General features: G+C 67.9%; 26 protein-coding genes. 13 read left to right on the top strand and 13 right to left on the bottom strand.

Annotated elements, in window-relative coordinates; translation table 11 throughout:
- Window positions 1-67: 67 nt before the first annotated feature.
- Together AWB94_RS20730 and AWB94_RS20735 are read left to right on the top strand one after the other, a co-directional pair.
- Window positions 68-421, top strand: coding sequence for a hypothetical protein (locus tag AWB94_RS20730; protein ID WP_062657104.1), 354 nt, complete (start codon window positions 68-70; stop codon window positions 419-421).
- 72 nt (window positions 422-493) lie between these two features.
- Entirely contained in the window at window positions 494-1195 is a 702-nt protein-coding gene (locus AWB94_RS20735; protein ID WP_062657246.1) for a hypothetical protein, read from the top strand.
- Window positions 1196-1345: 150 nt separating this feature from the next.
- On the opposite strand, the gene AWB94_RS20740 is transcribed toward AWB94_RS20735, so the two are convergent.
- The gene (locus AWB94_RS20740) at window positions 1346-2029 is read right to left on the bottom strand and encodes a hypothetical protein (RefSeq protein WP_062657103.1); all 684 of its coding nucleotides are present in this window, start codon (window positions 2027-2029) and stop codon (window positions 1346-1348) included.
- 33 nt (window positions 2030-2062) lie between these two features.
- On the opposite strand from AWB94_RS20740, the gene AWB94_RS20745 reads away from it, so the two are divergent.
- Genes AWB94_RS20745 through AWB94_RS20755 form a run of 3 tightly spaced genes read left to right on the top strand, consistent with a single transcriptional unit; the run spans window position 2063 to window position 5960 of the window.
- Window positions 2063-3583, top strand: a complete 1521-nt coding sequence (locus AWB94_RS20745; RefSeq protein ID WP_062657102.1) for a carboxylesterase/lipase family protein — start codon at window positions 2063-2065, stop codon at window positions 3581-3583.
- Window positions 3584-3630: 47 nt separating this feature from the next.
- Window positions 3631-5613, top strand: coding sequence for a DUF7064 domain-containing protein (locus AWB94_RS20750; RefSeq protein WP_062657101.1), 1983 nt, complete (start codon window positions 3631-3633; stop codon window positions 5611-5613).
- Window positions 5614-5630: 17 nt separating this feature from the next.
- A complete protein-coding gene (locus tag AWB94_RS20755) occupies window positions 5631-5960 on the top strand; it encodes a YnfA family protein (protein ID WP_062657100.1) in 330 nt (109 codons plus the stop codon).
- Here the strand turns inward: AWB94_RS20755 and AWB94_RS20760 are convergent.
- A complete protein-coding gene (locus AWB94_RS20760) occupies window positions 5957-6835 on the bottom strand; it encodes an SCO6745 family protein (RefSeq protein ID WP_062657099.1) in 879 nt (292 codons plus the stop codon). The genes AWB94_RS20755 and AWB94_RS20760 overlap by 4 nt on opposite strands.
- Window positions 6836-6897: 62 nt before the next feature.
- Here AWB94_RS20760 and AWB94_RS20765 point away from each other — a divergent pair, with 62 nt between their 5' ends.
- On the top strand, window positions 6898-7536 hold the full coding sequence (locus AWB94_RS20765) for a TetR/AcrR family transcriptional regulator (protein ID WP_062657098.1): 639 nt from the start codon (window positions 6898-6900) through the stop codon (window positions 7534-7536).
- 7 nt (window positions 7537-7543) lie between these two features.
- Here AWB94_RS20765 and AWB94_RS20770 read toward each other — a convergent pair whose 3' ends face one another.
- Complete coding sequence (locus AWB94_RS20770; RefSeq protein WP_062657097.1) at window positions 7544-8248, bottom strand: FadR/GntR family transcriptional regulator; 705 nt, start codon at window positions 8246-8248, stop codon at window positions 7544-7546.
- Between the two features lie 122 nt (window positions 8249-8370).
- On the opposite strand from AWB94_RS20770, the gene AWB94_RS20775 reads away from it, so the two are divergent.
- Together AWB94_RS20775 and AWB94_RS20780 are read left to right on the top strand one after the other, a co-directional pair.
- Window positions 8371-8886: a gluconokinase gene (locus AWB94_RS20775; protein ID WP_062657096.1), complete on the top strand. Its 516-nt coding sequence runs from the start codon at window positions 8371-8373 to the stop codon at window positions 8884-8886.
- Window positions 8883-10280 carry a GntP family permease gene (locus tag AWB94_RS20780; protein WP_062657095.1) on the top strand — a complete coding sequence of 466 codons (1398 nt, stop codon included), beginning with the start codon at window positions 8883-8885 and terminating at the stop codon, window positions 10278-10280. Before AWB94_RS20775 ends, AWB94_RS20780 begins: the two co-directional genes overlap by 4 nt.
- 12 nt (window positions 10281-10292) lie before the next feature.
- Here AWB94_RS20780 and AWB94_RS34265 read toward each other — a convergent pair whose 3' ends face one another.
- Together AWB94_RS34265 and AWB94_RS20790 are read right to left on the bottom strand one after the other, a co-directional pair.
- On the bottom strand, window positions 10293-10619 hold the full coding sequence (locus AWB94_RS34265) for a hypothetical protein (protein ID WP_062657094.1): 327 nt from the start codon (window positions 10617-10619) through the stop codon (window positions 10293-10295).
- Between the two features lie 21 nt (window positions 10620-10640).
- Window positions 10641-11573: a LysR family transcriptional regulator gene (locus AWB94_RS20790; RefSeq protein ID WP_062657093.1), complete on the bottom strand. Its 933-nt coding sequence runs from the start codon at window positions 11571-11573 to the stop codon at window positions 10641-10643.
- Between the two features lie 59 nt (window positions 11574-11632).
- Here AWB94_RS20790 and AWB94_RS20795 point away from each other — a divergent pair, with 59 nt between their 5' ends.
- The gene (locus AWB94_RS20795) at window positions 11633-12442 is read left to right on the top strand and encodes an acyl-CoA thioesterase domain-containing protein (protein ID WP_062657092.1); all 810 of its coding nucleotides are present in this window, start codon (window positions 11633-11635) and stop codon (window positions 12440-12442) included.
- 13 nt (window positions 12443-12455) lie between these two features.
- Here the strand turns inward: AWB94_RS20795 and AWB94_RS20800 are convergent, their stop codons facing one another.
- Window positions 12456-12998, bottom strand: coding sequence for a cysteine hydrolase family protein (locus AWB94_RS20800; RefSeq protein ID WP_062657091.1), 543 nt, complete (start codon window positions 12996-12998; stop codon window positions 12456-12458).
- A 283-nt stretch (window positions 12999-13281) separates the two neighbouring features.
- On the opposite strand from AWB94_RS20800, the gene AWB94_RS20805 reads away from it, so the two are divergent.
- Window positions 13282-13674 carry a heme-binding protein gene (locus AWB94_RS20805; RefSeq protein ID WP_062657245.1) on the top strand — a complete coding sequence of 131 codons (393 nt, stop codon included), beginning with the start codon at window positions 13282-13284 and terminating at the stop codon, window positions 13672-13674.
- A gap of 51 nt (window positions 13675-13725) precedes the next feature.
- Here the strand turns inward: AWB94_RS20805 and AWB94_RS20810 are convergent, their stop codons facing one another.
- The gene (locus AWB94_RS20810; RefSeq protein WP_062657090.1) at window positions 13726-14199 is read right to left on the bottom strand and encodes an RDD family protein; all 474 of its coding nucleotides are present in this window, start codon (window positions 14197-14199) and stop codon (window positions 13726-13728) included.
- Window positions 14200-14299: 100 nt separating this feature from the next.
- Between AWB94_RS20810 and AWB94_RS20815 the strand changes: the two genes are divergently transcribed.
- Both AWB94_RS20815 and AWB94_RS20820 read left to right on the top strand, forming a co-directional pair.
- Complete coding sequence (locus AWB94_RS20815) at window positions 14300-15172, top strand: EamA family transporter (RefSeq protein WP_062657244.1); 873 nt, start codon at window positions 14300-14302, stop codon at window positions 15170-15172.
- 34 nt (window positions 15173-15206) lie between these two features.
- Window positions 15207-15557, top strand: coding sequence for a hypothetical protein (locus AWB94_RS20820; RefSeq protein ID WP_062657089.1), 351 nt, complete (start codon window positions 15207-15209; stop codon window positions 15555-15557).
- Between the two features lie 78 nt (window positions 15558-15635).
- Here the strand turns inward: AWB94_RS20820 and AWB94_RS20825 are convergent, their stop codons facing one another.
- Genes AWB94_RS20825 through AWB94_RS20840 form a run of 4 tightly spaced genes read right to left on the bottom strand, consistent with a single transcriptional unit; the run spans window position 15636 to window position 19873 of the window.
- Window positions 15636-16466 (bottom strand): ABC transporter permease, encoded by an 831-nt coding sequence (locus AWB94_RS20825; RefSeq protein ID WP_062657088.1) that lies wholly within the window; start codon window positions 16464-16466, stop codon window positions 15636-15638.
- Complete coding sequence (locus tag AWB94_RS20830; RefSeq protein ID WP_062657087.1) at window positions 16463-17338, bottom strand: ABC transporter permease; 876 nt, start codon at window positions 17336-17338, stop codon at window positions 16463-16465. Before AWB94_RS20830 ends, AWB94_RS20825 begins: the two co-directional genes overlap by 4 nt.
- 31 nt (window positions 17339-17369) lie before the next feature.
- A complete protein-coding gene (locus AWB94_RS20835; RefSeq protein WP_062657086.1) occupies window positions 17370-18557 on the bottom strand; it encodes a polyamine ABC transporter substrate-binding protein in 1188 nt (395 codons plus the stop codon).
- Between the two features lie 56 nt (window positions 18558-18613).
- Window positions 18614-19873 (bottom strand): ABC transporter ATP-binding protein, encoded by a 1260-nt coding sequence (locus AWB94_RS20840; RefSeq protein ID WP_084395181.1) that lies wholly within the window; start codon window positions 19871-19873, stop codon window positions 18614-18616.
- A gap of 165 nt (window positions 19874-20038) precedes the next feature.
- On the opposite strand from AWB94_RS20840, the gene AWB94_RS20845 reads away from it, so the two are divergent.
- Window positions 20039-21448 carry a purine-cytosine permease family protein gene (locus tag AWB94_RS20845; protein ID WP_062657085.1) on the top strand — a complete coding sequence of 470 codons (1410 nt, stop codon included), beginning with the start codon at window positions 20039-20041 and terminating at the stop codon, window positions 21446-21448.
- Here AWB94_RS20845 and AWB94_RS20850 read toward each other — a convergent pair.
- Both AWB94_RS20850 and AWB94_RS20855 read right to left on the bottom strand, forming a co-directional pair.
- Entirely contained in the window at window positions 21420-22547 is a 1128-nt protein-coding gene (locus tag AWB94_RS20850) for an epoxide hydrolase family protein (protein WP_062657242.1), read from the bottom strand. The genes AWB94_RS20845 and AWB94_RS20850 overlap by 29 nt on opposite strands.
- 70 nt (window positions 22548-22617) lie before the next feature.
- A complete protein-coding gene (locus AWB94_RS20855; RefSeq protein ID WP_062657084.1) occupies window positions 22618-23217 on the bottom strand; it encodes a hypothetical protein in 600 nt (199 codons plus the stop codon).
- Window positions 23218-23244 lie beyond the last annotated feature (27 nt).

A 23244-nucleotide genomic window follows, 5' to 3' on the forward strand; every position in this document is an offset into this window, starting at 1 on the left:
ACCAGGATACCGCCTGCCCCGCGCCGCTACCGGGGACGCCGCCCGCGCAGGTCTACAGTCGTGTGTCGTGACCGCAGCCGTGCCCTCCCCGACGCGCCGCCGAACCCGCCCGCAGCCCTGCCGCTGGTGCGGCCGGGAGGTCGCCGACGCCGGCATGGGGCGCCGTCGGCAGTATTGCCGGCAGTCCTGCCGGCAGCGTGCCTATGAACAGCGCGCACAGGTCAAGGGCACATCGCTGGCGCCCGACGCGGTGGTGTTGACGGCCGACGAGGCCGCCGATCTGGCCGACCGGGTGTACCAAGTGCGCTGCGCGGCCGAGGACATCGCCACCGCCGTCGCGGAGGGGGCGCAGGGTTCCGAGCTCCGCGCCCTGTGTGACGTGCTGGTCGAGGCCGCCAAGGCCGCCGACGGTTGGCGCTGAAACCGGCCGTTCTCCGCGCAATCTCCACGGAATCTCCAAGTGCGGCTGCGTGTCGGCGACCATGCTGATCGCATGACAAAGTTCACCCGCATCCTTTTCGCCGGCGCCGCCGCGATGCTCGCATTGGGCACCGTGGCCTGCTCCGGTGGCGCGCCCACCCAGGCCGGATCCAGCGCGGCCACCGCAGCATCGTCGCCCAGTGCGACACCGTTTCCGCAGTCGGCCCGCTACATGGCCGACACCGTGAAGGACGGCAAGAAGATGGCGATCGGCATCTCCGTCGACGGCGACTCGGTGACCGCCTACGCCTGCAACGGCGTCGACGACGAGGCCTGGTTCTTCGGCAATCAGACCGCCGGCAGCATCGACATCACCTCCAAGTTCCGGGACACCCTCGACGCGTCGTTCACCGGCTCCGACGTCAAGGGGTCGCTGACCATGAACGGCATCACCTACGACTTCACCGCCGCACCCGTCTCCGCACCGGCCGGCATGTACTCCGCAGCGCTCGACGGTGTCCGCGCTTCGTGGATCGTGCGGCCCGACGGATCGGTGACCGGCGTGCAGTTCAACGGGGGCATCACCGGCCGCGATTTCGAGCAGGCCGAACTGCAGCAGCTCAATGCCGCTCAGTTCCAGGCGCAGGTCCGCAACAAGCGCAAGCTGCAACAGGCCGACCAGTCCGTGAAATTGGCCAACAACACGCTGAGCTCGCGGATCAACGGACGCGAAGTGACCGGACAACTCGTCACCGGCACCACCCGGTTCGGCTGACCGCGCGAGGCGATGGCCCCGGCAACCATGGTGCCGGGGTCATCGCTCGTGTCCGGCCTCTCACTCGAAATGACTACGAAAGCACCTGCACTACAAGAGAATTCAGCACCGGAGGGTCAGTGCAGCATCCGGGCGGCCGGGCACCACCGGTCAGCAGGACAGCCTGATCCCGATATCGGGCGGGGCCTGCGCCGGCGCCAGGCAGCCGAACCCGTCCACTCCGGCGGGTCGCATCCGGGCCGCCGTCCGGCGGGCGTAGTTCACGCACACCACCGCGTCACCGTCGGCGCGGCAGGCGAAGTCGCCGAACTTCACCGTCTCGCCGGCGCCCAGCCGGGGCCCACTGCCGTTTCCGAACGGCCCCGGATCACCGTGCAGCGAGCCGATATTCACGCTGGTGCCGTCGAAGTCCACCCAATTGCCCTTCCACATCGTGTAGGCGTCGGGGGGTTTCGGTGGCGGGTTGGTCAGTTTCACCAGGCAGGCCAACGCACCGTCGTTGTACTGGGCGCTGCTGATACAACTGACCGTCTCGGTGGTGAAGGCGACACCCTGCACATCGGTGCTGACACCGTCGCGGGTGGTGGAGCCGAATTTTGCGGCCGGCACCGCCGTGCCCGCATCCACCCACCGGGCCACATCGGCGATCGGCGCACCGGCCGACGGCGCATGAGGCGCGGCCGACGACGTCGCCGGGGGACCGGTCGGCGCCGGACGGGAAGTGCCCGGGGTGACGGCCGTCAGCGGCGGTGGGGCGGACACCGCGGCACCCCTCATATCCTGCGAGCATCCCGCGAGCAGGGCGGACGCCACCACCAGCACTGCCATCCGCATGCGGCCAGGGTAGTCGTTCGCTACCGTCGGGCCATGCACGAACACACCGTCCGCGTGAAGATCGGCAGCGGGACGATCGAGGGTTTCACCCGCGACGGAGTGCACCGCTGGCGCGCCATCCCGTACGCGAAGGCGCCGGTAGGCGCCCTGCGGTACCGCGCACCACAGCCCGCGGAGCCGTGGCCGGGAGTGCGCTACTGCCACGGGTTCGGCAACTGCGCCCCGCAGCAGCGCCGCTACACCATGCTCGGCATCGGCAAATACCAGCCGACGAGCGAGGACTGCCTGACGCTCAACGTGGTCGCCCCCGAACAACCCGGCGCCGAGCCGCAAGCCGACCGGATGCCGGTGATGTTCTTCATCCACGGCGGCGGCTACATCATGGGCAGCTCGGCCACGCCGCTCTACGACGGTGTCGCGCTGGCGCGCCGCGGTTGCGTGTACGTCTCGGTGAACTACCGGCTGGGTGCGCTGGGGTGCCTGGACCTGTCGGCGCTGTCCACTCCCGAGCATCCCATCGAGGACAACCTGTACCTGCGTGACCTGATCCTGGCGCTGAAGTGGGTTCGGGAGAACATCGCGGCGTTCGGCGGTGACCCCGACAACGTGACGATCTTCGGGGAAAGTGCCGGTGCGCACGCGGTGGCCACGTTGATGGCGGTGCCCGACGCCGAAGGGTTGTTCGCACAGGCAATTTCGCAGAGCGCAGCCAGTGGCATGGTCCGCAATCCGGAACAGGCGGCCATCTTCGCCGAGCAGTTCGCCGGCTTGCTGGGCGCATCCCGCGCTGACGGTGCGGCCGCCGCGATGGCGGCCCGGCCTGCCGAGCTGCTGACGGCGCTGGACAGCCTGATCTCCCGGGCCGGCAAGGAGATGCCGGGCGCCTTTCCGGTCGGGCCGACCTCGGGCACCGAGTTGCTGCCCGAGGACCCGGTGCAGGCCATGCGCGCCGGCCGGGCGCACCCGATCCCGCTCATCGTCGGCAGCAACGCCGACGAGGGCAGGCTGTTCACCCGGTTCATGCAGCTGTTGCCGACCACCGAACAGAGCATCGAGATGCTGCTGGCGGCCACCGGCACCGAAACCCGCGACCGGGTCATCGCCGCGTACCCGGACTATCCGGGGCGGGCCGCCTGTATCCGGCTGGGCGGCGACTTCGCCTTCGGCACCGCCGCCTGGGATATCGCCGAGGCGCACAGCCGACATCGGCCGACCTACGTCTACCGCTACGACTATGCGCCCCGGATCCTGCACTGGTCGGGGTTGGGCGCCACCCACGCCACCGAGTTGCTCGCGGTGTTCGGCGTGTACCGCACCCGATTGGGCGGGCTGCTCACCGCCGCCGCAGACGGCGCCTCGGCCCGCCGGGTGAGCCGTCAGGTGCAGGCCCGCTGGGGTGGCTTCAGCCGGACCGGCAACCCGGGTGAGGGCTGGCCCCGCTACGACGAGGGCATGCGGGCCGTGCTGGTCTTCGACCGCGATACCCACCTCGAATACGATCCGGCCGCCGAGCGGCGTCGGGCCTGGGCGGGTTTCACCCTCGCGGTCGGTTGACTTGACACCTGTCACATGTGATCCGCGCCACTGCTAGGTTCACAGGGGTGCAGAGTCGACCCATCGAACGCCCCGCCGATCTGACCGATGACTGGCTGACCGCGACGGTGGGCGCCGGCCGGATCATCGACCACGACGTCGAACGGATCGGCACCGGCCAGATGAGCGAGTGCTACCGGCTCCGGCTGCGGTATGCCGACGGCGAGAGCGGCCCGGCCTCGGTGGTGCTCAAAGTCGCCGCCACCGACCCGAACAGCCGCGCCACCGGGCTGGCGATGGGTCTCTACGAGCGCGAGGTCCGGTTCTACGCCGAGATCGCGCCGAAGCTGGGTGGGGCGGCGGTGAACCCGTTCGCGCCGTGCTTCCACCATGCCTACGATCCCGAGTCCGGGTCGTTCGATCTGCTGCTGGGTGATGCCGCACCGGCCACCGTGGGTGACGAGATCCGCGGCGCCACAGCCCACCAGGCGACGCTGGCCGTGCACCAGCTGGGCCTGGTGCACGGCCCCCTGCTCGGCGATCCGGAGCTGGCCGGCGCCGGCTGGCTGAACCGGGACGCCCCGCTGAATCAGGCGCTGATCGCCGGGCTGTACGCGGGTTTCACCGAACGGTACGGCGACCGTATCGACCCGCGGCACCGGCGGGTGTGCGACCGGTTGGTGGCCGCGTTCGACGGGTATCTGGCGCAGGAGTCGGCGGCGGCCAAAGGCCTGGTGCACGGCGACTTTCGGCTGGACAACCTGCTGTTCGGCGCTCCCGGGGCGCAGCGCCCGCTGACGGTGGTGGACTGGCAGACGGTGACCTGGGGCCCGGCCCTGACCGACGTGGCCTATTTCCTCGGCTGCGCCCTGGAACCGGAGGTGCGGCGCGCGCATTACGACGATCTGCTGGCGACCTATCGCGGTGCGCTCGGTACCGATGTGCTCGGTCTCGACGAGGTGCGCGACGGCGTGCGCAGGCAGAGCTTCTTCGGGGTGATGATGGCGATCGTCTCCTCGATGCTGGTCGAACGAACCGATCGGGGCGACGAGATGTTCATGACGATGCTGTACCGGCACTGCGAGCATGTGCTGGACACCGACGCGCTGGCGGTGCTCCCGGAACCGGCTGTACCGCAGGCACTTACACCTGCCCCGGGGGACGAGCACCCGCACCCGCCGACCGATGAACCGCTGTGGAGTGAAAGCTGGTACTTCGACTTCGTCGACGCGTCGCAAGGCATCGGCGGGTGGGTGCGGCTGGGGTTGATTCCCAACCAGCACACCGCGTGGGTCAACGCGCTGGTGTGCGGACCGGACATGCCGACGGTGGCCGTCAACAATTTCCAGGTCGCCCTGCCCGCCGAACCCGGCCACATCGGCACCGCCGGGTTCGAGCTGCGGTTGAGCCCCAGCGATCCGCTGTGCAGCTACCGGGTGAGCATCCGCGGGCGCGGCGAGTCCTTCGGCGACCCCGCGGACCTGCTGCGCGGCACGGCGGGTCGGCCCACCGATCTCGCGCTGGCACTGGACTTCACCACGGCCGGAACGCCCTACCAGTACCGGATCACCCCGCGTTACGAGATCCCCTGTACCGTCAGCGGAACGGTGACGGTGGGCGGCGCGCAGTACCGGCTGACGTCCGTTCCCGGACAACGGGATCACTCCTGGGGTGTGCGGGATTGGTGGAGCATGGACTGGGTCTGGAGCGCCCTGCACCTCGAGGACGGCACCCACCTGCACGGCGTCGACATCCGCATTCCCGGCGTGCCCCCGGTCGGCATCGGTTATCAGCAGCGCGCCGGTGAACTCGTCGAGCTGCAGTCGGTACATGCCGCGAACACGTTTGCCGACAACGGTTTACCGCTGTCCTCGACGCTGACATTGGCACCCGGAGACCTCGAGGTGCAGGTGCACGTACGGGGCCACGCACCGGTACTGCTGGTCGCACCCGACGGCAGGGTCAGCCAGTTTCCCCGCGCGTGGGCGACGATCACCACCGCCGACGGGCGCGCGGGTACCGGCTGGGTGGAGTGGAACCGCAACCTCTGAGCGGGCAAGCTTGGTCAATGCTCGCAGTGAAGTCCGTCGCCTTGTTCGTGCTCGCCGCGGTGCTCGAGATCGGCGGCGCCTGGCTGGTGTGGCAGGGCGTGCGCGAGCACCGCGGCTGGTGGATGGTCGGCGCCGGGGTGATCGCACTGGGCGCATATGGATTCGTCGCGGCATTCCAGCCGGATGCACAGTTCGGTCGGGTGCTGGCCGCCTACGGCGGCGTGTTCGTGGCGGGCTCGTTGGTATGGGGGATGCTGGCCGACGGGTTCCGGCCGGACCGCTGGGACGTCACCGGGGCGCTGGTCTGTCTGGTCGGGGTCGGGCTCATCATGTACGCCCCGCGCTAGAGGGCGTCGTCGTCCAACTCGTCGCGGCGCAGGCCCATCGGGGTGGCGGCGGGCACGTCGCCACCGGCCACCACCCGCCGGGTCAGCGGCGTCAGCGCGGCGAACAGGGCGGCCAACTGCTCGTCGTCGAGCACATCGAAGGCGGCCAGCGCCAGCCGGTCGGTGCCCTCCTCGATCCGGGCCTTGAGTTCGGTTCCGGCCGCCGTCAACGCCCCGGTTCCGTCGAGCAGCCCCCGGGTGGCCAACCGGTCCACCTGCTCCTGCCAGTCGTCATCGTCGTAATCCCTTGAAGGCGCGATCATCTCACGCGGTACCCGGCCGGCCGCGGCGTGCAGAACATTGCATTCCCGGCCGCTTATGCCGTGCGCGGCCAGCACCGCATTGTGGCCGTCACCGCGGTGCTCCCGCAGCAATGTGGTGGCGTGCCAGAGTTTGGCCACCGGCTCCTCGGGCCACGGCAGTGCGACGTTGGCGGCGAACAATGCGCGTCCGTCGGCCGTGGCGGATCGGGCGGCGGTCTCCAACACCCCGGCCGCGGTGCGCACGGGCTCGTCATCGGTGATGCCGTAGCGGTGAAGTGTCGCCACCGCCCCGTCGGCACGGGCGGTCAATGCGGCAGCCGGTGCGGCGATCTCCCACGCCGCGGGCAGCGCCTTGTGCACCTGACGCACGGAGAAGTTGTAGAACAGCGCCGCGACCACCTCGGGGGCCACCCGCCCCAGGGGTGCCGACCGCGCGGCGAAGTACCCCATCCAGAATCCGCGATAACCCAGGCCGGCCAGCGCGGCGCGCGGCTCCGGCGCGAAGTAGGTGACTGCGTGCACGGGTTCCAGCCGGTCGAACAGTCGGCGGGCGACAGAGATCGGTCGAATCATGCCGTCAGTCAAGCACCACCGAATCCGCGGTGGCCGGCGGCCGCCCCGGTAGGGTTTCGGCCATGCAGGATGCGGCGGGATCCAGTTCGTCCCCGCAGGCTGATTCGACCATGGTGGAGCGGATCCGCGACACCGCGATGGCGTGCATCGCCGAGCGGGGTGTGGCGGGTACGTCGCTACGCACCATCGCCGACGCGGCCGAGGTGAGTGTGGGCCTCATCCAGCACTACTTCGGCAGCAAGGCGAATTTGATCGCGGCGATCGACGAGCACGTGCTGCAGGTGTACGGCCGGTTGCTCGAGGAGCCCGAGCCGGCACCGCAGGACGACCCGGACATCTATCGCGGCGGGACGGCACGGTTGTTCATCGAACGTCCGGACGTGGTGGATTATGTCGCCCGGGTGCTCACCGAGGAGGGACCGACCGGTGCCACCATCTTCGACGGACTGGTCAAGATCAGTGCCACCCAGGGCGAGACGTTCACCGCCCGAGGGCTGGCCAGGCCCGATCTCGATCCGGTGTGGTCGGTGCTCAACCCGGTGCTGGTGCGGGTCGCGGCCAGCGTGTTACGCAGGCACGTCGAACGGCACATCCCCGGACCGCTGTACAGCCCGGAACAGACCGTGCGCTGGGACGAGGCCACCACCAACCTGATCCGCCACGGTCAGCTCCGCCCCGGCCCGGAGCCGACTGAGGACTGAGCCGGCGTCAGCCATCCTCGGCGACCGCGCGGGCCGCCTCGTCGATGATGGCGCGCATCGCGCTTTCGGCACCCGCCTCATCGCGCAGCCGCACGGCGCGGGCCACCTCGTCGTGCAGCTCGATGGCCGCCGGGTTGGGCAGCTCCGGCATCATCCCGTGGTGGGTGCGCCCGGTGAGCACCTCGGCGACGACGGCGTTGAGGGCGCGGAACATCTCGTTGCCGCTGGCTTCCAGCAGGGTTTGGTGAAAGATCTTGTCCGCCTGCAGGTATGCCACCAAATCACCGGACCGGCCATGGACCACCATGTCGGACACCGCGGCGGCCATGATGCGGCACTGATGCGCGTTGGCCCGGCGCGCCGCGAGCGCCGCTGCCGCCGGCTCGAACCCGCGGCGTAGCTCCGACAGCGAGACCAATTGGGCGGCCCGGTCCCCGGATTCGAGTCGCCAGCGAATCACCATGGGGTCGAACACATTCCAGTTTGCGGCGGGCTGGATGGTGATGCCGACCCGGCGGCGCGAGGCCACCAACCCCATCGACTCGAGCACGCGAATCGCCTCGCGCGCGACGCTGCGGGACACGCCGTGTTCGGCGCTCACCCCCTCGAGTGTGATCACCGCGCCGGGTGGGTACTTCCCCGACACCACGGCGGCGCCCAGAGCGGTCAGCACGTTGTCGTGCAACGCGCTGACGTTTGGCGAGGCACTCACGGTTACATCGTGTCATAACTTCGTCGGTCGAGATTTAAAGCAGATCTATCTGTGATCTTCTTGCAATAGTCATATCTTTGCGGCAAGCTATGTGAGGTCAACCACAGCAAGGGCAGGTAGCAATGGTTCTCAGGCCGGCGTCGCCGATCGTCGTCATGGGCGTCTCGGGATCCGGGAAGTCGACGGTCGGCGCGGCTCTGGCGCAGCGGCTCCGGGTGCCGTTCGCCGACGCGGACGACTTTCACCCGGCCGCCAACATCGAGAAGATGAAGGCGGGTCATCCCCTCGACGACGATGATCGTCGTCCGTGGCTGGAGGCCATCGGCCAATGGCTGGGGGAGCACTGCGGCGACGGCGGGGTGATGAGCTGCTCGGCGCTCAAGCGCCGGTACCGCGATCAGCTGCGTGAGCACTGCGCGAGCACCGAGTTCCTGCACCTGAGCGGCACACCGGAGATCATCGGTGCCCGTCAGGCCAGCAGGCCGGGCCACTTCATGCCGGCCTCGCTGCTGGCATCCCAATTCGACACCTTGGAACCGCTGGAGCAGGACGAGGCAGGTGTCGTCATCGACGTCGGCCGCAGCATCGACTCCATCGTCGACACCTACATCTCACTCACCGGAGGAGAGCCCCGATGATCGACACCGTCACCCTGCTGGCCGACGCCCCCAAGCTCGTGGAGCCGGTTGCCGCAGCGCCGCAGCTGATCCTGGCCTTCCTCGTCGGCATCGGCGTCATCGTCGTGCTGATCACGGTGGTCAAGCTGCATCCGTTCCTGGCGCTCATCTTCGGCGGGCTGACCGTGGGATTGGTTGCCGGCGAGAATCTCACCAAGGTGCTGAAATCGTTCACCGACGGTTTCGGGTCGACAGCGGCCAGCGTGGGCATCCTCATCGCGCTCGGCGCCATGTTCGCCAAACTGCTCGCCGACTCCGGCGGCGCCGACGAGATCGTCGACACCATCGTGGGTGCCGCCTCACCGCGCATGTTGCCGTGGGCCATGGCACTGGTCGGTGCGATCATCGGCCTGCCGATGTTCTTCGAGATCGGTCTGGTGCTGTTGATGCCGGTCATCTACCTGGTGTCCCGGCGGTCGCAGCAGTCGCTGATCACCATCGGCATCCCCGCCCTGGCCGGCCTGTCGGCGATGCACGGTTTCGTGCCGCCGCACCCGGGGCCGCTGACCGCGGTCGGCCTGCTCAACGCCGACCTGGGCATCACCCTGGGTCTCGGTGTGCTGGTGGCCATCCCGACGATCATCGTGGCGGGCCCGCTGTTCGGCCGGCTGGCCGGAACCTGGGTGGTGGTGGACGCACCGGACACCTTCGACGCCGACCCGCAGGCCGAGGGCGCCCAGCAGCGACATCCGTCATTCGGCATCACCCTGTTCTCGGTGCTGCTACCGGTCGCGCTGATGCTCGGCAAGGCGCTCGCCGACATCTTCATCGACGACGAAAAGCAATGGCTCCGACAGATTCTCGACGCCCTGGGCACTCCGCTCGTCGCGCTGCTGCTCGCCGTCGTCGTCGGGATCTTCACCCTCGGCAAGGGCGCCGGCATGAGCCGCGCCGCGATCACCGGTTGCATCGAATCGAGCCTGCCCCCGGTCGCGGGCATCATCCTGATCGTCGCCGCGGGCGGCGGCTTCAAGCAGGTGCTGGTCGACAGCGGCATCGGCACCATGCTGGCCCGGTGGGCCGAGGGTGTGCACATCTCGGTGCTGGTACTGGCCTGGGTGCTGGCCGTGCTGATCCGGTTGGCGACGGGCTCGGCCACGGTGGCCACCATCACCGCGTCGTCGTTGATACTCGGCCTGGTCGAAGGCATGAGCACCGGCCAGGTATCGCTGGTGGTGCTGGCCGTCGGCGCCGGATCGCTGTTCTTCTCGCACGTCAACGACGCCGGATTCTGGTTGGTCAACCAGTACTTCCGGCTCAGCGTCGGTCAGACCATCAAGACCTGGTCGATCATGGAGACGGTGCTGTCGGTCAGTGGTCTGGCGGTCGTCCTGATCCTGGATATCTTCGTGTAGCGCTGTGTAGCGCTAGGGGCTCTGCCTGGGGCGGGTGTCGACCTGCGGCACCTTCACCCAGCCCGGGTTGTTCACGAAGTCGGCGAGGCACCCGGGCAAACCGCGGCACGCGATGATCGCCCCGGCACTGGGCGCGGCCCCGATGGCCGGCGGCGGGGTGACCACCAGATCGCAGTTGGTGGTGTAGGCGCCGACCTGCTGCTTGCCGACCAGCACACCTTGATTCGGACACGTCGCCACCGCTGCCGCGGGTTCGGACAGCACGGCCGGGCCGACGAGCGCGGCGACCGCACCGCCGGCGATCAGGCCGGCGGCCGCCCAACGCGACACCCTGTGCATGTTCTGAGAATACGCTGGATGTCACGCCGATTTCGGGCCCGGCGCCGGCCGCGGCCAGTCACGCACGGGCAGCGGGCCCGCCGGTGGCCGAAGCCGGTCCAGCACCGCCCGCAGCGGCGGCCACCCGGCGCGGCCGCGCCGGGTGACCGCGTACGTGGTCAGCACGACGCTGGGGTCGGCGAGGTGCATCACCCTGACTCCGGGCATGGTGGGGCGGCCCACCGGCAGGAGCCCGACACCGTAGCCGCCGATGATGAGGTCCTCCACCAGGTCCAGGCTGTCGATCTGATGGGCGATGCGCGGTGTGAAGCCGGCCAGCGCACCCAGCGCGCGCAGCGCCACCTCGTCGGCGGTGTTGCGCGAGTTGACAATCCACGCGCGGTCCGCGTAGGCGCTGATGTCGACCGGTGCATCGGTATGTCCGGCTTGCTCCGGAACGCCCAGGCCCCACGGGATCGACCACAGCGGCACCGTTTCCAGCACCGGGCTGGGCGCCGCGGGGGCGAGGTTGTAGTCGTAGGTGAGCGCCAGGTCCAGATCATCATCGGTGAGCAGACGGAACGCCTCGATCGGTTCGTACTCGCTGATCACGATGTCGATACCGGGATGGTGGGCCGTCAGCTCCGGCACGATGGGCAGCAGCGAGACGCGGATCCCGGTCGCGAAGCCCCCGACCCGCAGGGTTCCCGCGGGTTCGGCGTGCGGATCGAGATCCAGTCGGGCCGCGTCGAGGGCGGCCAGGATCGTCACGGCGTGATCGGCGAGGCGCCGACCGGCCGGCGTGAGCCGGACCCGCCGGCCGTCCGGTTCGATGAGCGTGGCACCGGTTTCCTTGGCGAGCGCGGCCAGCTGCTGCGAGACCGTCGACGTGGTCAGGTGGTGGGCATCGGCAACCGCACGCATCGAACCGAGCCGCGACAAGGTCAGCAACAGTTGTAGTCGGCGGGGATCCATCCGCCCATTGTGCGGCCCCGAACCACGGCTTCGTCGCGCCGCTGTGCGACGATGCGCCGATGGCACGTCCGTTTCATTTCAGCCAGGTCGAGGAGGGCACCTTCGTGCCCACCGAGTACGCGCAGAGCCACTGGGGTCCGGACCACCTCAACGGGCCGGCGCTCGTCGGTCTGGTGGCGCGCGCGCTGGAAACCGCGTTCGGGCGTCCCGAATTCCTGCCGGCCCGGCTGACGGTCGATCTTTTCAAGGCCGCCCGCGGTGTACCGACGACCGCCAAACTCGCCCTGGTCCGCGACGGTCATCGCGTCCGCAATGCCGAGTGTGAGCTGATCCAGGACGGCGTGCCGGTGGTCCGCGCGGTCATGGTGCAGTATCGCCTCTCGGCGCCGCCGCGCGGCCGGGAATGGGTTCCGTCGACGAGCTTCACGGGCCCGGTCCAGCGGGACGACACCAGGGGAATCGGCATCTGCAGCGATGACGTCGGTTGGACGGGCGCCATCGCCGATCACCAGAACACCTCGCGCAAGCGTTTCGTCAACCGGACCATCGCCGTCGTCGAGGGCGATACGAACTCGCCGTTCGTGCGAGCCGCCATGGCCGCCGAGGGCACCAGCCTGGTCACCAATCTCGGCACGGCGGGCGTCGGGTACATCAACGGCGACCTGACCGTGGCGCTGTCCCGGCTACCCAGCGACGAGTGGATCGGCGTTCAGGCCGACTCGCACTGGACCTCGGACGGCATCTCGGTGGGCACGTCGACCCTCTTCGACGGTGTCGGCCCGGTCGGGACCGGCATGGTGACCGCCGTCGCCAATCCGGCCGCGCAGATCGACTTCGCCAACGACCCGTTTCCCGAACGGACCCGCTGAGACTGCCTCGATCTCAATCCGGCAGGCAGTTCGCACAATCGGTGACGGCGGCTCGCATATTGCGCTGCATCATGGCCAGCGCTGCGCGCCCCAGATCCGCGTCGATGTGGGCCACCGCGTCGGCAGGTATCACGATGTCGAAGTGCCGGACATAGGCATCGAGGGCGCTGTACATGATGCATTGCTCGGTGACTTGCCCGGTGAGGATGACCATCTTGGTGCCCAAGCGCTGCAGCAGGTAATCCAACGGTGTGGCGTAGAAGACGCTGTGGCGGACCTTGGTGACGAACAACGCGTCGGGCGCCGGCACCAGCGGCTTGACCAGGTCGGGGCGCCGGCCGTGCACCGCGCCGCGCACGATGTCGTCGGTGCTCGCGGTGAAATCCCCGCGATTGTCGTTGACGTACACCAGATCCACTCCGTCGTGGTCGCGGGCGCGCTCGGCCAAGGCGGCCAGCGGCGCCACGATGGGCCCGACGTTGTCGGCCAGCGCGTCGGCGTCTTCGTGCCGGTAGTCGTTGAACATGTCGACCACCAGTAGGGCGCAGTCACTCATCCGGCCTGGGTACCCGCATAACGATTGGGTCACGCCTTCGATCGCGATCTGCTAAGAAAACCCGGCAAACCTTGAGATTGATTCAGGAATTCTCGGCCATTCTGGATCACTCCTCAGCGGTGCCCACGAAATTGCGAGACATCTCACGCCCGGTGCGTGTAACGCCCGAAACCGTGGGCCGCCAAGCGAGTTCGCGGCTCTCGACTGGTTTCGATGGTCACGTACGGTGGAATCCGGGTCGGGGAATCCACATCTGAACGACTCGAAGGAACACCCGATCATCATGAATTTCATGCCGAATCCCCGAATGACCATCGTCGCACTGGCCGCGGGAAGCCTGCTAAGCGCGGGCGCGGCCGCCTTGGCACCGACGGCTTCTGCCGCACCGGTCGACTGCAGCCGCCAGGCGCTGGACGCGACGGTGCAGCAGACCACCGGTGCTGCGCAGGGCTACCTGAACGCCCATCCGGGCGCCAACCAGGCGGTGTCCGCCATCTACACCCAACCGCGTGACGTGGCCTCGGCGAACATCCGGGCCTACTTCAATGCCAACCCGCAGGAGTACTTCGACCTGCGCGGCATTCTGGCGCCGATCGGCGACAAGCAGCGTGCGTGCAACACGCAGGTGTTGTCACCCGAATTGGCTTCGGCGTACCACGAATTCATGGCAGGTTGACGATGCTCGGTTTCGTCGGCCACCCAGGTACGGGTGGCCGACGAAACCGTTTCATGTCCTGACGACCTGCGTACCACCGGCCAGATCGTCGTGTGTGCCTTGGCGCCACGGACTGTTCTTGATCGACACCGCGATGAGCACGTAGGCGATGAAGGCCAGCAGCCAGCCCACGTACGGGATCATCGCCAGCAGGGTGAACGAGTTGCGGATTGCCGACTGTTTGAGGTCGGGATGCGGGCGGCCATGTGGCCCGCGAACCTCCAGCCCCAACAACTTCTTGCCGGGCGTCCAGCCGACGGCCACCTCGAACGCCACGAAGTAGATGAATGTCAGTAGGCCCGAAAACAGGCCAGTGACAAGGATATTCGACAGCCCGTCCAGTGACACCACGGCGAAGACGCTGGCGATGTTGACGATGACACCGTCGATGACGCGGGCGAAGAAGCGCCTGCCGAGATTGCCCGCCACGGCGGGTGTGGGCGCCGGTGACCGCCATCGCTGCGGTCCGTAATCACCAGTGGTCATGGCGCCAATCTACGCATGAAAGCATTGTTTGGTTTTCATGAACGATATATCCGCACATATCACGTGGACGTGAACATTGCGGCTGCCGTTCAATGCAGAGGTGACCACCACGACCGCCCGTGACGGCGCCCTCATGGCCATCACCGCAATGTGTTCGGTACAGCTCGGTGCCGCGATCGCGGTGGGGCTCATCGACGATATCGGCGCCGAGGGCGCGGCGTGGTTGCGTCTGATGTGGGCCGGTGTGTTGATGCTGATCCTGGTGCGCCCTCGACCCTCGGCGTTCAGTCGATCGGCATTCGGAACCTGCGTCGTGCTCGGAGTGGTGACCGCCGGTATCACGCTGCTCTTCATGATGGCGCTGGCTCGTATCCCGCTGGGGGTCGCCAGTGCACTGGAATTCCTCGGGCCGCTCGCCGTCGCGGTGGCCAAAGGCTCCGGCCGGTACCGGCTGCTGTGGCCCGGACTGGCGGCCGGCGGGGTGCTGCTGCTGACCGAACCGTGGACCGGATCGGTCGACCCGGTGGGCGTGCTGTACGCGCTGGGTTCGGCGGTGTGCTGGGGGCTGTACATCCTGTTGACCCAGCGGGTGGGGGATGCGGTGGCCGGCATCACCGGCCTGGCGGTGTCCATGCCGGTGGCGGGCCTGGTCGCAACCGTGGTGGCAGGTCCGGCGGTGTTCGGCCGGGTCACCCCGGAGATCCTGCTGATCGGCGTCGGCCTGGCCATCCTGTTGCCGGTCATCCCGTTCGCGCTGGAACTGCTGGCGCTGCGCCGGCTCACCACGGCCTCGTTCGGCACGCTGATGAGCCTGGAGCCGGCTTTCGCGATGCTGATGGGCTTGATCGTCCTGCACCAGGTACCGGCGCCGCCCGCCGTGCTGGGCATCATCACCGTCGTCGCGGCCGGGGTCGGCGCCGCCCGCACCGGCGCCCGGTCCGCCCCACCCGTCCCCGCCGAGGCCATGACGTGACGGTTCCCCGGCGAGCGCCGATACCCTCGGAGGAATGGCTCAGGGTTTCTCCGCTTCATCGTTCGTCCGGGCATTCAACACCGGATTCGTCGCATTGATGCATGCCCCGGTGGTCGGCGGCCTGCTGCGCCGCGGCACCGTCGTCATCCGGTACCAGGGCCGCAAGTCCGGCCAGACCTTCGAACTGCCGGTCGGCTACCGACGCTCCGGTGACACCGTCACCATCGCGGTCGCCCTGCCGGACAGGAAGAACTGGTGGCGCAATTTCACCGGCGAGGGCGCACCGCTGGTGTTCCTGGGCCTCGACGGCGCAGACCGCCCGGCGCACGCCGTGGCGACCCGGGATGCCAGGGGAGCGGTCTCGGTCACGGCGACCTTGAGCTGAACCCTGCCGCGAGCGTGCGCATGTGCACGCGTACGACGGCGTGTCGGTGTGCAGACACGCACGCTCGCGGACGATACGTCAGGCGTCGATGCGCTTGCGGCGGTACAGCGTCCCGACGCCGAGCAGGACCAGGCTGATCAGCAGGATCGCGGTGGCCAGCACGTTGATCTGAGGTGGCACAGCCGCTTTCACCGCCGCGTTGACGTACAGCGGGTAGGTCACGGTGGAACCGCTGACGAAGTAGGTGATGATGAAGTCGTCGAGCGACAGCGCGAACGACAGCATGGCCGCCGCGACGATGCCCGGGACGATCAACGGCAGAGTCACCTTGAAGAACGTCCGGGTGGGGCTGGCGCCCAGGTCCATCGACGCGTCCTCCAGCGTCCAGTCGAAACCGCGTACCCGGGCCCGGACCGTCATGGCGATGAAGCTCACCTCGAACGCCACATGTGCGATCACGATGGTGGTGTAGCCCGCTGCCCAGTGCAGGTCGAGGAACAGGGTCAGCAGCGAGGCGCCCATCACCACCTCGGGGGCGGTCAGCGGCAGCACCATGAAGGTGTCGACCGCTCTGCTGCCGCGGAAACGCTGGCGCACCAACGCGATCGCGATCAGCGTGCCCATGACCAGCGCGATCAACGTGGACACGAACGCCACGTTGAGGCTGAGCTTGAGCGCGTCCACGAGGGCGGGATATTTGAACGGGTGCAGCCAGTTGTCCAGGGTGAAGCCCTGCCAGCTGTAGTTGAACTTGCCTGCCGGATGGTTGAACGAGAACAGCACGATCACGAAGATCGGCAGGAACAGGTACAACAGCACCAGACCGGCGATGATCCGCAGCACCAGATCGCCCCACTTCGGGCGGGCCCGAACGGGTTTGACGACCGACGGTTCGAGGGTGGCCGTCATACCAGGTCCTCGGTACCGAGCGCGCGGGTGTACAGCAGCACCCCGATGAGGATCAGCACCATCAACCCGAGGCTCAGCGCCGCGGCGACGGGGTAGTCCTTGACCACCAGGAACTGTTTCTGGATGACATTGCCGATCATGGTGGTCTGGGTGCTGCCCAGGTAGTCGGCGTTGATGAAATCGCCGACGGCCGGGATGAAGACGAGCATGCTGCCGGCCAGCACCCCGGGCAGCGAGAGCGGCAGGATGACCTTGCCGAAGCTGCGGGTGCCCGAGGAGTACAGGTCGCGGGACGCTTCCAGCAGTCGCGGGTCGATCTTCTCCAGGCTGACGTACAACGGCAGGATCATGAAGATGATCCAGTTGTAGATCAGGCCGCCGATCACCGCCCAACTGGTCGAGAGCAGCCTGCCCTCACTGGGCAGCAGGCCGATCGTGTTGAGCAGCCCGACCACCCAGCCGTCGTCGGCGAGAATGGTCTTCCAGGCCAAGGTCCGGATCAGGAAGGTGACGAAGAACGGCAGGATCACCAAACCGAGGATCAGATTCTTGAATCTGCCTGCCTTGAAAGCGATCACATACGCCAACGGGAACGCCAGCAACACGCAGACCACCGTCGCGACGGCGGCGTATCCGAACGAGCGCAGGATTTGATCCTGATACAGCTGGAACGCCTTACCGAAGTTGCCGAAGTTCCAGTCGAAGGTCAGCGTCGGCAGGTACACCGACCCGCCCGAACTGGACAGCGAGGTCCTGGCCAACGAGAACAGCGGCACCACGAAGAACACCGCGAGATAGGCCAGCCCTGGCAAGATCATCAGGTACGGAGCGATCTTGCTGCGCTGCCTGCTGCTGGAGGCGACGCCGGCCATCTACGCTCCTCTCCTCTTCAAGACCATCCGATCAGCCGCCGGTGACCGCGGCGTACAGGTTGTTGAACTCCTGCGTCTGCTCGTCGGTCAGCGATGCCCAGCTCTTCAGCCGCGCCTGCACGTCGGCCGGCGGGTTGATCAAGGGGTTGGCACCGAGCTTCGGATCGATCTTGTTCAGTTCGTCGGTCATATCCGAGAGCACCGGCACATACTGCGTGAACGCGACCAGCTTGGCGTAGTTGGCGCGGTCGTAGACGTAGTTGATCCACGCCTCGGCGGCCTTCTGATTCTGGGTGGTGTACGGGATCACCTGGGTGTCGATGAACCAGTCGCCACCGGATTCGGGCACCACGAACTTGAGGTCGGGATTGTCGGCCTGCAATTGCACCACGTCACCCGAATACGCCTGCGCGACGGCGATATTGCCGGCGGCGAGGTCATCGGAGTAGTCGTTACCGGTGAAGCGGCGGATCTGCCCCTTGTCCTTCTGCTCCCGCACCAGATCCACGGCCTTGGTCACCGTCTCGGTGGTCGGGTTCTCCGGCGAGTTGCCCTGGGCCTGCATGATCATGCCGAGGGCGTCCTGCACGTCGGAGAACAGGCTGACCCGGCCCTTGAACGCGGGATCCCACAGGTCGTCGATCTTGGTGATGTCACGCTTGGTGGCGGCCTTGTTGTAGGCCAGGCCGACCATGCCCGTCATGTACGGCGCGGTGTACTTGCGGCCGGGATCGCCCGACGCGTTGAGCAGGTCCGGACGCAGGTTCTTGCGGTTGGGCACCCCGGCCTCGCTGATCTCGTTGAGCCAGTTCAGACCCTTGAGCCGCAGCGCCATGAACTGGGTGGGCACCACCAGGTCCGCGCCGATGTCCTGCTTGCGTGACAACGGCTCCTTGACCTTGGCGAACCACTGCTCGTTGTCGTTGAAGTCCTCTTTGTAGTCGACGGTGATGCCGGTGGCCTTCTGGAACGCGGCCACGAAACCGTCGGCCATGTACAGCGGCCAGTTGGAGATGCGCAGCGTGCCCGACGCGGGGCCGCTGTCCTGGGTGGTGCTGGTCGACGACGAGCCACCGCCGTTGGAGCCGCAGGCTGCCAGGAAGGACGGGCCCAGGATCGCCGCCGCGGCCGCGGCCGCACCGCCACCGATGAAGCGGCGCCGGCTGGTCCGGTTGGCGGCCAGACGCGAGAACAGGCGAGGGTCGATCTCGTTGGACATGCGGGACCTTTCGTGAAAGCTGGTCAAGTTGGGGGACAGGAGAACTCGCGACCCGTTCAGGAGTCGTCGAGCATTTCCTCGAGGTCCTCGGTGGTGGGGATGTCGGCGGCCGGCAGCACCAGCGAGGAGTCCGGTGTCCAGCTGACGAACACCTGGTCACCGGGCCTCAGCAGGGGCAGATTCTGTTCGGGGCCGACGTGGGCGACGACGACGGAATCATCGGGGGCCACCACGGCCAGCCGCACCACCGGACCCTGGAAGGTCATGTCGCGCACCGTGGTCGGCACCGAGACCACGTCACCGGTGGGGGCTTCGGTGGACACCCGGACCCGTTCGGGTCGGATCATCAGGGTGGCCTGGCCGCCCGGCTCGATGGCGGTGTCACCCGGGCGGGACTTCAGGGTGGACCCGAGCACCTCGATCTCGACGAAATCACGGTTGGCACGCCCGGTCTGGCGGCCGGCCCACAGGTTGGCCTGCCCGATGAACCCGGCGACGAACACCGTCGCGGGCCGGTCGTAGATCTCGGTGGGGGAGCCGATCTGCTCGACGTTGCCGGCGTTCATGACCGCGATGCGGTCACTCATGGTCAACGCCTCCTCCTGGTCGTGGGTCACGTAGATGAAGGTGATCCCGACCTCGCGTTGGATGCGTTTGAGTTCGAACTGCATGGCGTGGCGCAGCTTGAGGTCCAGCGCGCCCAGCGGTTCGTCCAACAGCAGCGCGCTGGGGTAGTTGACCAGCGCGCGGGCCAGCGCCACCCGCTGCTGCTGGCCGCCGGAGAGTTGGCCGGGCTTGCGCTTGGCGAAATCGGTGAGCCGGACGATCTCCAGGATCTCGTCGACCGAGCGCTTGATCTCAGCGGTGTCTTTGCGCTCGGACTTCTTGCGGCTGCGCGGTCCGTAGGCCACGTTGTCCCACACCGTCATGTGCGGGAACAGAGCGTAGTGCTGGAAGACGGTGTTCACGTTGCGCTTGTGCGGCGCAACCTTGGAGACGTCGACGCCCTCGAGGCGGATCGCCCCGGAGGTGGGCGTCTCGAATCCCGCGATCATCCGCAGCGTCGTGGTCTTGCCGCACCCCGACGGGCCCAGCATGGAGAAGAACTCCCCGGAACCGATGGTGAAGTCGGCGTCGGCCACCGCGACGTAGTCGTCGAAGCGCTTCGTCACGTGGTCGATCTCGATGACCGGGGCCGCCTTCTCGATGGCGGCTCCGTCCTCGCCCGTCGCGTTGCCAGCGGCGGTGATATTTGTGCCGGTCAGAGCCCGTCCTCCCTCAGCGTCATGATCGATGCGCTCCCAACCTTGGTCCATCGTCGGGGTCTTCGCAAGCGATTCCGCAACGAATTTACATTTTGACAATGGAATCCATAGGCAAGATGCCAAATATCGGCAGAATCCGCCGCGCCGATGGGTTCAAACCCCGTCGTCGGTGGTGAGGCGTGAGGCCGCTGTTCTCGACCGTGATCGAATGGTCGCATGACAAGTGGGACCACAGGCACGTTCCGCGGACTCGATGCCGAACCGTTCACCGGCCGCACGCCCAGCGGCGCCGGCGATCTGTCGGTGGAGACGCACGGCATCGCCCCGGTGCCGGCCGACCGTCGCTACGGCACCCCGGGGCGGCTGTTCACCGTGTGGTTCGCACCGCAGGTCAACATGACCGGGGTGTTCACCGGGACCCTGGCCATCACCCTGGGGCTGGGATTCTGGCTCGGCCTGATCGCGATGATCATCGGCACCGTGCTCGGCGGGCTCGTGGTCGGCTATCTTTCGACCTGGGGTCCGCGCACCGGCACCGCGCAGCTTCCCGCGTCGCGGCTGGCGTTCGGGCGCGGTGTTGCCCTGCCTGCCGCCTTGCAATGGCTGTCGTCGATCGCCTGGGACGCCCTGGTGGGGCTCTTCGGGGGCGAGGCGTTGTCCGTGCTGCTGGGCATCCCGTTCTGGGCCGCGGTGCTGATCGTGTTGGCGGTCCAGGGCGCCGTCGGATTCTTCGGCTATGAACTGATCCACCGCCTGCAGGCCGTCCTCACGGTGGTGCTGTTGGTGACGTTCGTGGTGTTCGCGGTCAAGCTGGTGGCCGGCCACGACGTGGTGACGGCGGCGACGGTGGCCGGCCCCGATCTGGTCGGCGCGTTCGTCTTCGAGGTGACCATCGCGCTCAGCCTGTCCATCTCATGGGCGAGCTATGCCGCGGACTTCAGCCGTTACCTGCCCGCACAGTCATCCCGACCGAAGGTGTTCGGCTACACCTTCGGCGGTGTCGTGCTGGCCTATGTCTTCGTCCAGGCCATCGGTATCGCGGCGGCCGGGGTGATCGGCGACCAGACCGCCGCGGGGGTCCGCGACGTGATGGGCGGGGGCGTCCTGGGTGCGCTGGCGTTGCTGATCATCGCGCTGGCCTCGATCGGATCCGGCGTGATGAACGACTACAGCGGGTCGCTGGCCCTGCAGACCCTGGGTGTGCGGATGCGCCGGCCGTACTCGGCCGCGCTGGTCACCGTCGTGGCCTTCGCGCTCATCTTGTGGCTGCACGGCGGCAACACCGCCACCCGATTCCAGAACGTGCTGCTGCTCGTCAGCTATTGGATCCCGGCGTTCGTCGCCATCGTCGTCATCGACTGGCTGCTGCGCACCAGGGGCCGCACCACCCTCACCGTCGACGTCACCGCCGAGCCGACCGGCCGCGGCGACGCGCTGGCCGCGCTCGTGGTGTTCGTCGTCTCCTATGCGGCGGCCATCCCGTTCATGAACACCACGCTGCTGCAGGGGCCGATCGCCGTGGCCTGGCACGGTGCCGATATCGCCTACTTCGTGAACTTCGCCGTCGCGGCCTTGCTCTACGGCGCGTACCGGTTGGTCAGCGGACCGTCGCGAAAAAGCTCCTGACGTCGGCCACGAACAGGTCGGGCTGCTCGAACGCGGCGAAGTGACCACCGCGCGGCATGGCGGTCCAGTGGGTGATGTTGTAGCCGTCCTCGCACCAGCTGCGTGGGGTCCGCGTGATCTCCTTCGGGAAAGCCGCGACGCCGGTGGGTTTTTCGACACGCTCGCCTGCCCCGAAACTGGTGAAGCTCTCCCAGTACAGCCGAGCCGACGAGGCGCCGCTGCCGGTGATCCAGTAGAGCATCACGTTGTCGAGCATTTCGTCGCGCGTCAGGACGTTCTCGGGGTGTCCGTCGCAGTCGGCCCACGCCCAGAACTTCTCGACGATCCACGCCAGTTGGGCCACCGGTGAATCGACCAGGCCATAACCCAGCGTCTGCGGCCGGGTGGACTGCTGCTTGGAGTAGCCGGTGCCCCATGTGCGGTGTTCCTTGAGGACGGCGAACGCGGCGAGGTCCTCTTCGGTGGGGGACTCCACGCTGGCGGCCGGCGGGCGACCGATCGGCATGTTGATGTGGATGGCCAGGCACCCGTTGTCGCCGTTGCGCCCGATCTGCGTGGTCACCGCCGCACCCCAGTCCCCGCCCTGCGCGCCGTAGCGGTCGTACCCCAGCCGGCGCATCAGCGTGTCCCAGGTTTCGGCGATCTTCGGTACGCCCCAGCCGGTCGAGGTCGGTTTACCGGAGAAGCCGTAGCCGGGCAGCGACGGGCACACCACGTGGAAGGCGTCCTCGGGGCGGCCGCCGTGCGCAGTGGGGTCGGTCAGGGGGCCGATCACCTTGTGGAACTCGACCACCGACCCGGGCCAGCCGTGCGTGATGAGCAACGGCAGCGCGTCGGCGTGCGGTGAGCGCTGATGGATGACGTGGATATCGAGGCCGTCTATCTCGGTGATGAACTGTGTGAAGCGGTTGAGTGCGGCCTCGCGTGCCCGCCAGTCGTAGTCCTGCGCCCAGTACCTGGCCAGTTCCCGGGTATAGGCCAGGGGGACGCCCTGACTCCAGTCGTCGACGCATTCGGCCTCCGGCCAGCGGGTGGCGGCCAGCCGGCGCCGCAGGTCGTCGAGGTCGTCGTCGGGAACGGCGATGCGGAAGGGCCGGATATCACTCACGATCCCCATCGTGGCATGAACACCTACGTCGGCTCGGCCCGCCCGCCCGGCGATGCGGTGGTCAGGCCTGCGGAACGTCGGTGTAGGTCAGCTGGTAACCGTCGGCGGCGAAGGTGAATCCCTTGCCGCTGGACTCACTGCCACACGACACGCCGGTCGCCTCCTGCACGTTGCAGCGGAACCCGGCGACGGCCAGCACGGTGCCGAACGGCAGCGTGGCCGCCGGACCGGGCTGCAGGCTGAACGGGTCGCCTTGCAGCGCAACGAATTGCGCATCATCGGTGCGGTCGATTACCAGCGCGGTGGGCTTCACCTGGGTGCCGTCGGCGGCCGGCACCGCCGTCGGCGCCCCGGTGATCGGCAATGCGGTGGAGCTGGCCGCCTGGCATCCGGCCTGCGCGTGCGCGACGATGGCGCAGTGCCACCGCCCGCTGGGGGTGGCGAAGTAGTACGCCTGTTGGTCACCCGAGGTCGCGTAGAACTCGTCGGCGTTCGCCAGGTGGGCGTTGGTGGCATACGGCGGCAATCCCGGTGGCGCCGCGGGGGTGGCCACCGGAGTGTGCGGTTCGCCGGTGTTGACGACGGTGGGTGTGCCGCAGGCCGACACCATGAGCGCCGCCGTCAACGAGAACCAACCGATGGCGGGTGTGCCGCGTGCCATGTGCACAGCGTAGGGGATCGGCTGGCG

The organism is Mycolicibacterium canariasense, from assembly GCF_002101555.1.
Classification (GTDB): domain Bacteria; phylum Actinomycetota; class Actinomycetes; order Mycobacteriales; family Mycobacteriaceae; genus Mycobacterium; species Mycobacterium canariasense.

Coding starts and splice junctions, on each gene's coding strand:
- AWB94_RS20740 (WP_062657103.1), bottom strand. CDS start 2,029: ATGCGGATGGCAGTGCTGGTGGTGGCGTCCGCCCTGCTCGCGGGATGC.
- AWB94_RS20845 (WP_062657085.1), top strand. CDS start 20,039: ATGACAAGTGGGACCACAGGCACGTTCCGCGGACTCGATGCCGAACCG.
- AWB94_RS20855 (WP_062657084.1), bottom strand. CDS start 23,217: ATGGCACGCGGCACACCCGCCATCGGTTGGTTCTCGTTGACGGCGGCG.
- AWB94_RS20795 (WP_062657092.1), top strand. CDS start 11,633: ATGGCACGTCCGTTTCATTTCAGCCAGGTCGAGGAGGGCACCTTCGTG.
- AWB94_RS20810 (WP_062657090.1), bottom strand. CDS start 14,199: ATGACCACTGGTGATTACGGACCGCAGCGATGGCGGTCACCGGCGCCC.
- AWB94_RS20755 (WP_062657100.1), top strand. CDS start 5,631: ATGCTCGCAGTGAAGTCCGTCGCCTTGTTCGTGCTCGCCGCGGTGCTC.
- AWB94_RS20760 (WP_062657099.1), bottom strand. CDS start 6,835: ATGATTCGACCGATCTCTGTCGCCCGCCGACTGTTCGACCGGCTGGAA.
- AWB94_RS20790 (WP_062657093.1), bottom strand. CDS start 11,573: ATGGATCCCCGCCGACTACAACTGTTGCTGACCTTGTCGCGGCTCGGT.
- AWB94_RS20830 (WP_062657087.1), bottom strand. CDS start 17,338: ATGGCCGGCGTCGCCTCCAGCAGCAGGCAGCGCAGCAAGATCGCTCCG.
- AWB94_RS20835 (WP_062657086.1), bottom strand. CDS start 18,557: ATGTCCAACGAGATCGACCCTCGCCTGTTCTCGCGTCTGGCCGCCAAC.
- AWB94_RS20745 (WP_062657102.1), top strand. CDS start 2,063: ATGCACGAACACACCGTCCGCGTGAAGATCGGCAGCGGGACGATCGAG.
- AWB94_RS20735 (WP_062657246.1), top strand. CDS start 494: ATGACAAAGTTCACCCGCATCCTTTTCGCCGGCGCCGCCGCGATGCTC.
- AWB94_RS20765 (WP_062657098.1), top strand. CDS start 6,898: ATGCAGGATGCGGCGGGATCCAGTTCGTCCCCGCAGGCTGATTCGACC.
- AWB94_RS20775 (WP_062657096.1), top strand. CDS start 8,371: ATGGTTCTCAGGCCGGCGTCGCCGATCGTCGTCATGGGCGTCTCGGGA.
- AWB94_RS20805 (WP_062657245.1), top strand. CDS start 13,282: ATGAATTTCATGCCGAATCCCCGAATGACCATCGTCGCACTGGCCGCG.
- AWB94_RS20800 (WP_062657091.1), bottom strand. CDS start 12,998: ATGAGTGACTGCGCCCTACTGGTGGTCGACATGTTCAACGACTACCGG.
- AWB94_RS34265 (WP_062657094.1), bottom strand. CDS start 10,619: ATGCACAGGGTGTCGCGTTGGGCGGCCGCCGGCCTGATCGCCGGCGGT.
- AWB94_RS20780 (WP_062657095.1), top strand. CDS start 8,883: ATGATCGACACCGTCACCCTGCTGGCCGACGCCCCCAAGCTCGTGGAG.
- AWB94_RS20825 (WP_062657088.1), bottom strand. CDS start 16,466: ATGACGGCCACCCTCGAACCGTCGGTCGTCAAACCCGTTCGGGCCCGC.
- AWB94_RS20840 (WP_084395181.1), bottom strand. CDS start 19,873: ATGGACCAAGGTTGGGAGCGCATCGATCATGACGCTGAGGGAGGACGG.
- AWB94_RS20820 (WP_062657089.1), top strand. CDS start 15,207: ATGGCTCAGGGTTTCTCCGCTTCATCGTTCGTCCGGGCATTCAACACC.